The 12635-nt window shown below is 66.5% G+C and carries 11 protein-coding genes; 3 read left to right on the forward strand and 8 right to left on the reverse strand.

The features are described 5' to 3' along the window. Genes dinB through P1P91_RS11980 form a run of 3 tightly spaced genes read right to left on the reverse strand, consistent with a single transcriptional unit; the run spans position 1 to position 3450 of the window. Positions 1 to 1047, reverse strand: coding sequence for a DNA polymerase IV (gene dinB, locus P1P91_RS11970; protein ID WP_311885797.1), 1047 nt, complete (start codon positions 1045 to 1047; stop codon positions 1 to 3). Positions 1048 to 1075: 28 nt separating this feature from the next. Continuing rightward, positions 1076 to 2545, reverse strand: coding sequence for a protein adenylyltransferase SelO (locus P1P91_RS11975; RefSeq protein WP_311882897.1), 1470 nt, complete (start codon positions 2543 to 2545; stop codon positions 1076 to 1078). Between the two features lie 38 nt (positions 2546 to 2583). Continuing rightward, complete coding sequence (locus P1P91_RS11980) at positions 2584 to 3450, reverse strand: NAD-dependent protein deacetylase (protein WP_311882898.1); 867 nt, start codon at positions 3448 to 3450, stop codon at positions 2584 to 2586. A gap of 95 nt (positions 3451 to 3545) precedes the next feature. Here P1P91_RS11980 and P1P91_RS11985 point away from each other — a divergent pair, with 95 nt between their 5' ends. Both P1P91_RS11985 and P1P91_RS11990 read left to right on the forward strand, forming a co-directional pair. Further along, positions 3546 to 4724: a UbiH/UbiF/VisC/COQ6 family ubiquinone biosynthesis hydroxylase gene (locus P1P91_RS11985; RefSeq protein WP_311882899.1), complete on the forward strand. Its 1179-nt coding sequence runs from the start codon at positions 3546 to 3548 to the stop codon at positions 4722 to 4724. 54 nt (positions 4725 to 4778) lie between these two features. Continuing rightward, positions 4779 to 5897, forward strand: a complete 1119-nt coding sequence (locus P1P91_RS11990; protein ID WP_311882900.1) for a pyridoxal phosphate-dependent aminotransferase — start codon at positions 4779 to 4781, stop codon at positions 5895 to 5897. On the opposite strand, the gene cfa is transcribed toward P1P91_RS11990, so the two are convergent. The 5 genes from cfa to P1P91_RS12015 all read right to left on the reverse strand — a co-directional run bounded on the left by cfa (position 5890) and on the right by P1P91_RS12015 (position 11430). Beyond that, complete coding sequence (cfa, locus tag P1P91_RS11995) at positions 5890 to 7038, reverse strand: cyclopropane fatty acyl phospholipid synthase (RefSeq protein WP_311882901.1); 1149 nt, start codon at positions 7036 to 7038, stop codon at positions 5890 to 5892. The genes P1P91_RS11990 and cfa overlap by 8 nt on opposite strands. A 136-nt stretch (positions 7039 to 7174) precedes the next feature. Beyond that, positions 7175 to 8035, reverse strand: a complete 861-nt coding sequence (locus tag P1P91_RS12000) for a universal stress protein (RefSeq protein WP_311882903.1) — start codon at positions 8033 to 8035, stop codon at positions 7175 to 7177. 57 nt (positions 8036 to 8092) lie between these two features. After that, a complete protein-coding gene (locus P1P91_RS12005; RefSeq protein WP_311882904.1) occupies positions 8093 to 9577 on the reverse strand; it encodes a SulP family inorganic anion transporter in 1485 nt (494 codons plus the stop codon). A 102-nt stretch (positions 9578 to 9679) separates the two neighbouring features. Further along, a complete protein-coding gene (locus P1P91_RS12010; RefSeq protein WP_311882905.1) occupies positions 9680 to 10597 on the reverse strand; it encodes a DMT family transporter in 918 nt (305 codons plus the stop codon). After that, the gene (locus P1P91_RS12015) at positions 10594 to 11430 is read right to left on the reverse strand and encodes a slipin family protein (RefSeq protein WP_311882907.1); all 837 of its coding nucleotides are present in this window, start codon (positions 11428 to 11430) and stop codon (positions 10594 to 10596) included. Before P1P91_RS12015 ends, P1P91_RS12010 begins: the two co-directional genes overlap by 4 nt. Positions 11431 to 11598: 168 nt before the next feature. Between P1P91_RS12015 and P1P91_RS12020 the strand changes: the two genes are divergently transcribed. Next, positions 11599 to 12618: an isocitrate dehydrogenase gene (locus P1P91_RS12020; protein ID WP_311882908.1), complete on the forward strand. Its 1020-nt coding sequence runs from the start codon at positions 11599 to 11601 to the stop codon at positions 12616 to 12618. Positions 12619 to 12635: the final 17 nt, after the last annotated feature.

Here is a 12635-nt window from a genome sequence, read left to right on the forward strand (position 1 = left end):
TCAAAACAGCGAAAGCTGCGCCTCGGGCGCCGGATCAACCAGCCGGTAGCCCACGCCCAAAAGCCGCACCGGGCGGCGGCCACGCTGCCAGCCGGCGTCGAGCAGCGCGGCAAAGGGCGCGTCCTCCATGACCGCGCCGGCGTGCTCCACGGTGGTCTGGGTAAAGTCGTTGAACTTGATCTTGACCATGGCCCCGCGCACCCCGGGCGGCGGGTCCAGCCGCCGGTAGCGGCGCTGCAGATCCTCGATCAGCGTCGGCAGCTCGCCGTGGCAGGCCGCAAGCGTGGGCAAATCCCGGGGATAGGTCTGCTCGGTGCTCACCGACTTGCGCTCCCGGCGGGTTTTCACCGGGCGCTCGTCGATGCCCCAGCTCAGCTCGTAAAGCCGCTTGCCGAAGCTGCCGAAATGTTCGGCAAGCTCGGGAAGAGTGCGCTTGCGCACATCCGTGCAGGTGTCAATGCCCAGCGCCCTGAGCTTTTCGCCGGTACGCGGCCCCACGCCGTGGATCTTGTTCACCGGCAGCGCGCGGACAAACTCATCGATGGCGTCGGGGGGCACCACGCAGAGCCCGTCGGGCTTGTGCCAGTCGCTGGCAATCTTGGCCAGAAACTTGTTGGGCGCCACGCCGGCGGACACGGTAATGCCCACCTCCCGGGCGACCCGAGCGCGGATGGCCTGGGCCATGCGGGTGGCGCTGCCCTGGTGGGCGCTCACGCCGGTGACGTCGAGGTAGGCCTCGTCCAGCGACAGCGGCTCGATGCGCTCGGTGACGTCGCGGTAAATGGCAAACACCTCCTGTGCCACCGCCCTGTATTTGGGCATGTCGCCGCGGATCAGCGTCAGGTGCGGGCAGCGCTTGAACGCCTGGGCGGTGGGCATGGCCGAATGAATGCCGTACTCCCGGGCCGGGTAGTTGCAGGTGGAGACCACTCCCCGGCGCTCGACGCTGCCGCCGATGGCAATGGGAATGTCGGCAAGCGCGGGGTTGTCGCGCATTTCCACCGCGGCATAGAAGCAGTCGCAGTCGCAATGGATGATCTTGCGCACCGGCGGTGCGGAAAGTGCCATGCCCGACTCAGGTGCCGCAGAAGGTGCGCAGCACGCGCTCGCTGGCGGTGGCCGGCGCCGCCAGGCGCCGGGCTTCCGGCGTGTCGTCGAAGGGCGCGATCACCGCGCCGAGCAGCGTGTAAAACGGCTGATAGTCGCCCTCTTCGGCGGCGCTGATAGCCTCCTGCACGCGGTGGTTGCGCGGGATGATGATCGGGTTGGCTCGGCGCATGGCGGCAAGCCGCTCGGCGTTGTCGCCGGCCACCTGCTCGCCCTGCCACCGGGCAAGCCATTCCGCCAGCTTCCCGGGGGCTTCGCTCAGCGCCAGCAGGTCGTCGCGGCGCGCCTCGCCGGGGTCGGCGGCGAGATGGTAAAGGGCGTCGAAGGTGGCGGTCATGTCCATCCTGCCCCGCTCCATGGCGTCCTCCAGCCCTTCCATCAGCGGCGCGGCGCGCTCGCTTGCGGTGGCAAGGCCCAGCTTGTCGGCGTTCACCTGGCGACGCGCCTCGGCAAACGCCTCGTCGAAGCGGCGCAGCACGGCGGTGGCCTCGTTCACCCGCTCGTTTTCCTCGCCGTCCATGAGCAGCAGCAGGCACTCGGCCAGCCGGGCCAGGTTCCACTGGGCAATGGCCGGCTGGCGGGCAAAGGCGTAGCGCCCGCCTTCATCGATGGAGCTATATACCTGGTTGGGGTTGAACGCCTCCATGAAGGCGCAGGGGCCGTAGTCGATGGTCTCGCCGGCGATGCTGGCATTGTCGGTATTCATCACGCCGTGGATAAAGCCCACCCCCATCCAGCGCGCGACCAGGTACGCCTGGCGGCGCATGACGGCGTCAAACAGCGCCAGGTAGCGAGCGTTGCCGGTTTCTTCCCCTAGCGCCGGGTAGTGGCGCTCGATGGCGTGCTCCACCAGCGCCTCAAGCGCCTCGCGGTCGCCCCGGGCGGCGGCAAACTGAAAGGTCCCCACGCGCATATGGCTCGCCGCCACCCGCGTGATCACCGCCCCCGGCTCCGGCGGCATGCGCATCACCCGCTCGCCGGTGGTTACCGCCGCCAGCGCCCGGGTGGTGGGAATGCCCATGGCGGCCATGGCTTCGCTGACGAGATATTCGCGCAGCACCGGCCCCAGCGGCGCGCGGCCGTCGCCGCCGCGGGAGTACGGCGTGCGCCCGCTGCCCTTGAGCTGGATGTCCCGGCGCTCGCCGTCGGCGTCAAACGCCTCGCCCAGCCACAGCGCGCGGCCGTCGCCGAGCTTGGGCACAAAGTTGCCGAACTGATGGCCGGCGTAGGCCAGCGCCATGGGCCTGGCGCCGGGCAGCAGCTCGCTGCCGCTGAAATAGCGCGCCAGGGTCGCGTCGTCGGGCTGTTCTTCCATGCCCAGCTTCTGTGCCAGCGCGGCGTTGAACACGACCAGGCGCGGATCGGCGGCGGGGGCCGGCTTGCAGGCGGCCCACAGCGAAGCGGGAAGCTCGGCGTAGCGGTGGTGAAGCGTGAACACAAGGCTCTCCTTGAACGGGGAAAACAAAAGCCGACCGCTCAGGCCGCGCCGCGGGTCTGCTTCAGATGGCTCACGGCCTGCTCCAGCACCGGGGTCAGCGGCGCGCGCCACTTTGCCGTGAGCAGCGGATCGGCCCGGGTCACGCCCAGCGACAGCGACGCCAGCGGCATGCCCCGGGCGTGGGCCTCGCGGAAAAATCGGTAACCGGAAAACACCATCAGCGACGTGCCCACGGCCAGGGCCGCGTTGGCGCGAAAAAGCCCCTCCAGAGCCGCCTCGCGGCGCGCTCTGGGCACGACGTCACCGTAGTACACCACGTCGGGCTTGAAAATGCCGCCGCAGCGGCGGCAGTCAAGCACCCGGAAGGTGCTGAAGTCGATCTCCAGATCGGCGTCGCCGTCCGGCGCGTGGCCGGCGTCGAGCCCGGTGAAGGCCGGATTATAACGCGCCATTTCGGCGTGCAGGGCATAGCGCATCATCTTGTAGCCGCAGCTTGTGCAGCTCACGGTATCGGCGCGGCCGTGCAAGTCGATCACCCGGCGTGAGCCGGCGCGCTGGTGCAGGCGGTCGACGTTCTGGGTGACCAGCTGCTCCACGTAGCCCATGGCTTCAAGCTCGGCCAGCGCCCGGTGGGCGCCGCCGATGGTGGCCTCGCGCACGGCCTCAAAGCCCACCAGCGCCCGGGCCCAGTAGCGCCTGCGCACCGCCTCAGAGGTCATGAAGTCGCCGTGCTGCACCGGCGGCGAGCGCTTCCACTGCCCCTGGGCGTTGCGGTAGTCGGGGATGCCGCTGTCGGTGCTCACCCCGGCGCCGGTAATGATCCACAGGCGCTGTTCACGCCGGATAAAGTCGGCCAGCGCCTCGCCGGCGCGGGCCACGGCCTCTGCGGTATGGACGCTTTGCATCAATTCTCCCCTAGGCAAGGCAGGCACCCCTCGACGATACTGGGCTCAGGACCCGTTATACTACGCCATGACTCGTTTTTACCGGAGGATGCAACATGCAGCGCGATCATGAAATCGTTATCGTCGGCGGCGGCATGGTGGGCGCTGCGCTGGCTGCTCGGCTGGGTTACGCCGGTGTCAACGTGGGGCTTGTCGAGCGCGGCGACGCGCCCGCCGAGCCCCGGGGCGACTTTGACCTGCGTATCTCGTCGCTGAACACCCGTTCGCTCGCCTTTATCGAAGCCGGGGGCACCCGAATCCCCCCGGACCGCAGCTGCGTGTTCCGCCATATCGAAGGCTGGAACCAGGACGGGCACGGCCACAGCGTCTTTTCCGCCGCCGACAGCGGCCTCGACGACTTTGGCCGCTTCGTGGAAAACAAGGCCCTGCAGCATGCCCTCTGGCGCCAGCTCGAGCGCCTCCCCGGCGTCACCCTCTACACCCGCTGCGCGCCGCTTTCCACGGTGGCCGGCAACCACGCCCGACTGTTGGAGCTGGACAGCGGCAAGACGCTCTCCGCCGCTCTGGTGGTCGGCGCCGACGGCGCGGGCTCTCGCCTGCGCGAGCTTGCCGGGATCGAGGTGAGCACCTACGACTACCGCCAGCGGGCGCTGATCACCAACGTCGAAACCGAGCTGCCCCAGCAGGACGTCAGCTGGCAGTGTTTCACGCCTACCGGGCCCATGGCCATGCTGCCGCTGCCAGGCCACCACGCCTCGCTGATCTGGTACGACCGCGACAGCACCACCCGGGCCCGGGAGATGCTCAGCGACGACGCGCTTGCCCGCGCCATCGAGGCGGCCTTTCCCCCGCGGCTGGGCAACATCTTGCGCGTAACCGGGCGGGCGAGCTTTCCCATCAAGCGCCAGCACGCCCGGCGCTATATCGGCAAGCGCCTGGCGCTGATCGGCGATGCCGCCCACGTCGTCCACCCGCTGGCGGGCCAGGGGCTCAACATCGGCCTGCACGACGCCGACACCCTGGCCGAGCTGATTCTGGCCCGGCGCGACGCCGGCGAGACCCGCGCCCTGCGCCGCTTTGAAATCCAGCGCCGGCTGGCCAACCAGGCCATGCTGGCCGCCACGGACAGCTTTCATCACCTCTTTACCGGCGCCCGGCCGCTGCGCCAGATTGGCGACTGTGGCCTGACCCTGGCCGAGCGGCTGCCCGGCGCCAAGCGCATGATGTCGCGCCAGGCCAACGGGCTGAACCCGTTTTCCCGCCGCTGCCGTTGAGGCGACGGCAGACTAACCGGAAAGTTCTGGCACACAAGAGACCCTGGAGCCTTTATGCCCCGCTATCCGCACCATCTTGACGGCGACGGCCCGCATAACCCCTTCCCCGGCATCAAGGTGCTGGAGCGCAAGCTCGGCCACGCCATCCCCCACCGGCTGGGCTCCAACGAGGGGCTGGACATGCCCCACCGCGCCCTGCGCGAGCGCTTTGGCGACGCCGCCGTCGAGCACGCCTACGGCTACGGTGACACCGAGGCGCTGGGCGTGCGCCGGCGGCTGGCCGCCCAGCAGGGTATCGAGCTTGACACCCTGCTCGTCGACGCCGGCGCCGACAGCCTGATCGCGCTTTCGCTGCGCGCGCTGGTGGAGCCGGGCAACGCCGTCGTTGCCACCGCGGGCACCTACCCCACGTTTGGCTACTTTGCCCGGGGCCACGGCGCCGAGGTGGTGGAAGTTCCCTACCGCCAGGCGCCCGGCGTGCTTGCGCCGGACCTCGAGGCCCTGGCGGGCGCCGCCCGGCGTCACCGAGCCAGGCTTGTGTATCTGGCCAACCCGGACAACCCCGGCGGCCACCTGCATACCGACGCCGACGTGGCCGCGCTGCGCGCCGAGCTGCCCGACGGCTGCTGGCTGCTGCTCGACGAGGCCTACGGCGATTTTCGCCACGACGCGAACAGCGACTCGCTCGCCCGAGCGCTGCCCGACGCTATTCGCCTGCGCACGCTGTCCAAGGCCCATGGCCTGGCCGGGCTAAGGATCGGCTACGCCATCGCCGAGCCCTGGGTGGTAGCGCTGATGATGAAGGTAAGGATTCACTACGCGGTGTCGACGCTGACCCAGGCCATGGCGGAAACCGTGCTCGATCATCCGGGCGAGACCCGGGCGCATATCGAGGCGGTCAAGGAGCGCCGGGAGCGCCTGGCCGCGCACCTGCGGGGTCTGGGGGGCGAAGTGCTGCCGAGCGCCACCAACTTTGTCGCCCTGCGGCTGGAAAGCGCGGAGGCGGCGGCCCGGGTTCACCAGGCGCTGCTCGGCGAGGGCAAGCTCATCGCCCGCCCCGGGCATCCGGACATCGCCAGCCTGCTGCGCATCACCGCCGTGGAGGACGCCCTGGCCCCCGGCCGGCTGGCGCCGCTGGAAGCGGCGCTGCGCGCCGGCGCCGCGCCTAGCTGATCCGGCTGTAGCCGCCCTCGACGCCGTGCTTGCTCAGCACCAGCTGCCACAGCTGCAGCTCCCGGGCGCGGAAGGCGCCGGCGCAGCTGAGCAGGTAATAGCGCCACATGCGGTAGAAGGTATCGCCGTACGCCTCGCGGAACCTGGGCCAGTTCTCGCGAAAGTTGTCGTGCCAGGCCGTCAGCGTGTGATCGTAGTCGGCGCCAAAGTTGTGCACGTCTTCGAGCACGAACAGACCGTTGAAGGCCTCGGCAATGCGGTTGAACGAGGGAATTTCACCGTTGGGGAAAATATACTTGTCGATCCAGGGGTCCGGCGGCGTGGAGGCCACGTTCTTGCCGATGGTGTGCAGCAAAAACAGGCCGTCCTCTTTCAGGCAGCGCCTGGCCACCTCCATGAACTCGCGGTAGTTCTTGCGCCCCACGTGCTCGAACATGCCGATACTCACCACGCGGTCGAAGACTTCGGTTTCCTCACGATAGTCGCGCAGGCGAAACTCCACCGGCAGCCCTTGCTTCATCAGCCGCTTGCCGAACTCGGTCTGTTCCCGGGACACCGTCAGCCCCACGCACTCCACGCCGTAGTGCTCGGCGGCGTAGGCCATGAAGCTGCCCCAGCCGCAGCCGATATCCAGCACTCGCATGCCGGGCTCAAGGCCCAGCTTGCGGCACACAAGGTCAAGCTTGGCCTCCTGGGCTTCGTCCAGGGTGGCCGCGCCTTTCCAGTAGCCGCAGGTGTAGGTCATGCGCGCATCGAGCATGGCGGCGTAGAAGTCGTTGCCCAGATCGTAGTGCTCCTGGCCTACCTGCCAGGCGCGCTTGACGCTTTGCAGGTTGAGCAGCCGAGCGCGCAGCGCGTGATACATCAGCTGGGTTGACTTGACCCGGCGGTTGAGCCGGGCCCGCATCAGGCGATAAAAAAACTGGTCCAGCGCCTCGGCTTCCCAGTCGCCGTGCATATAGCTTTCTCCCAGCCCCAGGTTGCCCCGGGAGAGAGCGTGCTCGATCACCCCCGGCGCCTTGAGCTGAATATCCCAGGGGCGATCGCCGTTAATGCGGATATCCGCTTCGGCCAGCAGTTCCTCGGCGTAGCGGTGGGTCGACGAGGCCGGATCAAAGTAGGTATCTCGCTTGGTTGACATAGGCACAAGACCACTCAGGCAGGGTGAGAAACGTGACGCTTATCCAGGCAGCGCGCATTTATATAGCATGCTACCCATTTGCGCGCCCCCGAACCACCTCACTTTCGCCGCATACTGCCGCCGCATACCGGCGGCGTCAGCGTAAAATCAGCACCGGAATATGGGCGTTGCGCAGCATGCTGGTGGTCGTGCTGCCCACCAGAAACTGGCGAATGCGCGAATGGCCGTAGGCGCCCATGACGGTCATGTCGATGTTGTTGTCGGCCTCGAAGGCATGCAGGGTGGCCTCCACCTCGCCGGCGCGGATGGTGCCCTCGGCCTCGAGCCCGGCCTGCTGCAACACGTCCACCGCCCAGGCGAGCGCCATGCGGTGCTCGGCGGTATCGGCGCTCACTGACACCACGTGGCAGGCAACCCCGTGAAACAGCGGGCTTTTGGCCAGCATTTCCACGCCCTTGCGGGCGGTCTTGCTGCCGTCGAAGGCGATCATGACGTTTTCCGGCGCCTTGAAGCCGGTGCGCGGCACCATCAGAATCGGCCGGCGCAGCTCGCGCACCACGCGCTCCAGGTTCGACCCCAGATGACCGCTGGCCTGGTCGGCGTTCTCGCCGCGCTTGCCCAGCACCAGAAGGCGCGTCTCGCTTTCGTACTCGGCCAGGGTATCCACCAGGGTGCCGTTGCGCTGGCGCGAGCGGGCATCGCTCACTCCCTTTTCGCCGGCCCGGCGGCAGGCCTCTTCCAGCATCAGCCGCCCCTGCTCGCGGTTGATCCGGGCGCGCTTTTCGTCAAGCTCGGCAAGCTCGTTGAGCAGCGTTTCCCGAGCGCCCAGGCGCAGGCTGCCGGATAGGTCAGGGTCCTCCACCGTGGGCGGGTGGTTATCCACCGCGTGCAGAAACTGAAGCGGCGTGGAAAGCGCCCGGCTGGCCCAGGCGGCGTAGTCGCAGACGCTTTCGGAAAACGACGAGCCGTCGATCGCGGCCATTACGTATTCGGTCATCCTAGTCTCCAGATAAGGGCCCTATGCCGAGCCCGACGGGGCGAACGCCGACGGCTTTCAGCCCATGAGCTTTTCTACCGCTTCGGCGTCGTTATGGATCGCGTAGCGGTCAACGATGGTGGCACTGGCTTCGTTCAGCCCTACCAGATTCACCCTGGTGCCTTCCCGGCGGAACTTGATCACTACCCGGTCCAGCGCCTGAACCGCACTGATGTCCCAGAAGTGCGCCCGGGACAGGTCAATCGTCACCTCGTCGACGCTCTCCTTGAAGTCAAACCCTGCGCCAAAGCGGTCGCAGGAGGCAAAGAACACCTGCCCCACGACCTGGTATTCCCGGGCCCTGCCGGCTTCGACTTCATGCGAACCAATATAGAGGATATTGCCCACCTTGTTGGCAAAGTTCATCGCGGCAAGCAGCACGCCGACGAACACGCCCAGCGCTAGGTTGTGGGTGAACACGGTCACCGCCACCGTCGCCAGCATCACCATGTTGGTGCTCATGGGGTGCTTTTTCAGATCGCGGATGGACTCCCAGCTGAACGTGCCCACGGACACCATGATCATGACGGCCACCAGCGCGGCCATGGGAATCAGCGAGACAAAGTCGGACAGAAACACCACCAGCAGCAAAAGGCCAACACCCGCTACCAGCGTGGACGTGCGCTGGCGCCCGCCGGATTTCACGTTGATCACCGACTGGCCGATCATCGCGCAGCCGGCCATGCCGCCCAGAAGCCCGGCGCCGATGTTGGCTACGCCCTGGCCCTTGCACTCGCGGTTCTTGTTGCTCGGGGTATCGGTGAGGTCATCGACGATGGTCGCCGTCATCATCGATTCCAGCAGCCCCACCACGGCGAGCATCACCGAATAGGGGAAAATGATTTTGAGCGTTTCCAGGTTCAGCGGCACGTCGGGCCACAGAAACACCGGCAGGCTGTCGGGGAGCTCGCCCATGTCGCCCACGGTGCGGATGTCCATGCCCGTGGCCAGATACACCGCGGTGAGCGCCAGAATGCACACCAGCGGCGAAGGAATGGACGTCCCCACCTTGGGCAGGTAGGGAAAACCGTAGATGATCCCGAGCCCCGCGGCCGTCATGGCGTAGACGTGCCAGGTGACGCCGGTGAGCTCCGGCAGCTGGGCCATGAAGATCAGAATCGCCAGGGCGTTGACGAACCCGGTGACCACCGAGCGCGAGACAAAGCGCATCAGATCCGCCAGGCGCAGATAGCCCGCCGCAATCTGCAAAACGCCGGTGAGAAGCGTCGCGGCAAGCAGATACTCAAGCCCGTGCTCCTTGACCAGGGTGACCATCAGCAGCGCCATGGCGCCGGTGGCCGCCGAGATCATGCCCGAACGCCCGCCGGCAAAGGCAATGATCACGCAGATGGCGAAGGAGGCGTACAGCCCCACCTTGGGGTCGACGCCGGCGATGATGGAAAAGGCAATGGCTTCGGGAATCAGCGCCAGCGCGACGACGATGCCCGACAGCACATCGGCTTTCAGGTTGGAAAGCCAGGTCTGCTTGAACGACTCGATCATTGATCAGTTCCGCGGTTGGAAGGTTAAGACACGTAAAGAGAAACAGGGCCGCGCATTCTACCTGCCCCACACGCCTCTTGCATGTGCAGGCATCCGGGCGCCTTACGCCTCCGGCGGGAAGCCCTGGTTGTCCAGAGTGCGACGCCAGCGCATTTCCAGACGCCGCTCGATCAGGCTCTTGATCACCAGAGTGCCGATCACCAGGGCGCCGCCGATAAAGGCAAGATTCGAGGGTCGCTCGCCGAGCAGCCACCAGACCCAGAGCGTGCCGGTGACGGTTTCCAGCAGGAACAGCAGGCTGACCTCCGCGGCGGGCAGATACAGCGGGCCGCGCTGGATCAGGGTAAAGCCGATGGGAATCAGGATCAGGCACAGCAGGATCAAGTACCTGGCCTGGTCTGCGTCAGGCAGCGCCCAGCCGCCGCTGGCAAGCCAGGGGGACAGCAGCGCCACCGTCAGCCCCGCCAGCACCAGCATGGGGCTCATGTCCACCCCCGGGCGGGTGCGGCAAAGCGTAAAGTTGGCCGCCAGGGAAAGCGCCGCCAGCAGGGCGAAGCCGTTGCCGATCCAGGAGCCGGCACCGGCGTCGTCGAAGACGATCAGCGAGGTGCCGGACAGGCACAGCACAATGGCGATCCAGGTGCGAAGCGGCTGACGCTCGTGCAGGAAGAATCGCGACAATAGCGCGGCGATCAACGGCGCCCCGGCCAGGATCATCAGCACGTTGCCGCCCTTGGTATAGTGGTTGCCCAGCACGAAGCCGAAGTTGGAAAGCGTAAAGAGCCCCGCCACGCCGAGCCCCACCAGACCGCAGCGACGAAATACCGCCCAGGTTCGGCGGCCGCTGCGCAGAACCACGATGGTGAAAAAACCGATCGCCGTGAGCAGCCCCCGCCAGAACAGCATCTGGCTGTCCGGCAGGTCGATCAGCTTGATGAGAAGCGCATCCGGGGAAATGATCAAGGGCCCCGCCGCGGTGAGCAGAAGGCCTTTCTGGCGGCGGGAAAGAGCGTGGGTCATGCGCCGGATGTCTCCTCGGTTGAAATCCCTGAGTCAGGCCCCTGGCCGGCGCCTGAACCAGAGCCCGCGCCGCCTGATGCAGTTCCTTTTATTTTCATGTGCTTAAAAGCCTCCATGATATCCATGGGCAGCGGAAACACAATCGTCGAGGCATTCTTGTTGCTCATGTCGCTCATGGTCTGCAGATAGCGCAGCTGCAGCGCGGCGGCGTTTTCATTCATGGTGTTGGCCGCCTCCACCAGTTTTGCCGCGGCCTGTTGCTCGCCCTCGGCGTGAATGACCTTGGCCCGGCGCTCGCGCTCGGCCTCGGCCTGGCGCCCGATGGCGCGAATCATGCTCTCGTCCAGGTCCACGTGCTTGATCTCCACGTTGGCGACCTTGATGCCCCAGGCCTCGGTCTGGGTATCGATGATCTCCTGAATGTCGTTGTTGAGCTTGTCGCGCTCGGAGAGCATTTCGTCCAGGTCGTGCTTGCCCAGCACCGAGCGCAGGGTGGTTTGCGCGAGCTGGCTGGTCGCCACGATATAGTTTTCCACCTGGATAATGGCTTTTTCCGGGTCCACCACGCGGAAGTACAGCACGGCGTTGACCTTGACCGTGACGTTGTCCTGGGAAATGACGTCCTGCTCGGGGACGTCCATGGTGATCACCCGCAAATCGACCTTCTGCATCGACTGGATCAGCGGAATGACGATGATAAGCCCGGGCCCCTTGACCGCCTGGTAGCGCCCCAGAAAGAACACCACGCCGCGCTTGTATTCCGGCAGAATACGAATCGACAGCGCGATCAGCAGAACCAGCAGCACAATGGGGACAAGATACGCAAGCATCATGACGCAGCTCCTTCGGTTAACGATTCGTCAAAGATCTGACGCTGTCCTCCAGCCTAGCAGCAAAGCGCCCGGCCGTGCCCAGGGGCCGGCAGGGTGACGTTTTCCGCCCGCTTGGCGTACCATTACGCAGCGTTCACCCCCATCAGCGATCAGCTTAAGGAGCACGAAATGAGCCAGTCTATTGCGGTCATCAAGGGCGACGGCATTGGCCCCGAGATCATGGATGCCACCCTGCGCGTACTCGACGCGCTGGACTGCGGCTTCACCTACGACATCGTTGATGCCGGGCTCGGCGCGCTCGAGGCGCACGGCACCCTGGTTCCCCGCTCCTCGCTGGAGGCCATCGAAAAGCACGGCCTGGCGCTCAAGGGCCCGCTGACCACGCCGATCGGCAAGGGCTTTTCCTCGATCAACGTGCAGCTGCGCCGCCACTTCGACCTCTACGCCAACGTGCGCCCGGCGGTCAGCTTCCCCGGCACTCGCTCGCGCTACGACAATATCGACATGATCACCGTGCGCGAAAACACCGAAGGGGCCTACATGTCCGACGGCCAGGAAATGGTCGACGACGGCAACACCGGCATTTCGCAGATCAAGGTGACGCGCAAGGGCTCCGAGCGCATTGTCCGCTACGCCTTTGAGCTGGCCCGGCAAAACGGCCGCAGAAAGGTCACCGCGCTGCACAAGGCCAACATCATCAAAACCGCCTCGGGCCTGTTCCTCGACGTCGCCCGAGAAGTCGCCAGCGACTACCCGGACATCGAGTTCGAGGAAATGATCGTGGACAACGCCTGCATGCAGCTGGTGATGGACCCCTACCAGTTCGACGTGGTCGTCACCACCAACCTGTTCGGCGACATCACCTCGGACCTGTGCGCCGGCCTCGTCGGCGGGCTGGGCCTGGCCCCCGGGGCGAACATCGGCGAAAACGCCGCCATCTTCGAGGCCGTTCACGGCTCGGCGCCGGACATCGCCGGCAAGAAAATCGCCAACCCCTGCGCCCTGCTGCTGGCCGCCGCGCAGATGCTCGACCACCTGGGGATGAACGACAAGGGCACGGCCATCCGCGAAGGCATCCGCGACGTGCTGGAAAAGCGCCGCGACATGGTCACCCCGGACATGGGCGGCAGCGGCACTACCGACACCTTCGCCGAGGCGCTGGTGGAATACGCCACCGCCCGCGCCTGAAACGCCCACCGCCAGGG

The organism is Halomonas piscis (assembly GCF_031886125.1).
GTDB lineage: Bacteria > Pseudomonadota > Gammaproteobacteria > Pseudomonadales > Halomonadaceae > Vreelandella > Vreelandella piscis.

Coding starts and splice junctions, on each gene's coding strand:
- P1P91_RS11980 (WP_311882898.1), bottom strand. CDS start 3,450: ATGCAAAGCGTCCATACCGCAGAGGCCGTGGCCCGCGCCGGCGAGGCG.
- P1P91_RS11985 (WP_311882899.1), top strand. CDS start 3,546: ATGCAGCGCGATCATGAAATCGTTATCGTCGGCGGCGGCATGGTGGGC.
- P1P91_RS11990 (WP_311882900.1), top strand. CDS start 4,779: ATGCCCCGCTATCCGCACCATCTTGACGGCGACGGCCCGCATAACCCC.
- cfa (WP_311882901.1), bottom strand. CDS start 7,038: ATGTCAACCAAGCGAGATACCTACTTTGATCCGGCCTCGTCGACCCAC.
- P1P91_RS12000 (WP_311882903.1), bottom strand. CDS start 8,035: ATGACCGAATACGTAATGGCCGCGATCGACGGCTCGTCGTTTTCCGAA.
- P1P91_RS12005 (WP_311882904.1), bottom strand. CDS start 9,577: ATGATCGAGTCGTTCAAGCAGACCTGGCTTTCCAACCTGAAAGCCGAT.
- P1P91_RS12010 (WP_311882905.1), bottom strand. CDS start 10,597: ATGACCCACGCTCTTTCCCGCCGCCAGAAAGGCCTTCTGCTCACCGCG.
- P1P91_RS12015 (WP_311882907.1), bottom strand. CDS start 11,430: ATGATGCTTGCGTATCTTGTCCCCATTGTGCTGCTGGTTCTGCTGATC.
- P1P91_RS12020 (WP_311882908.1), top strand. CDS start 11,599: ATGAGCCAGTCTATTGCGGTCATCAAGGGCGACGGCATTGGCCCCGAG.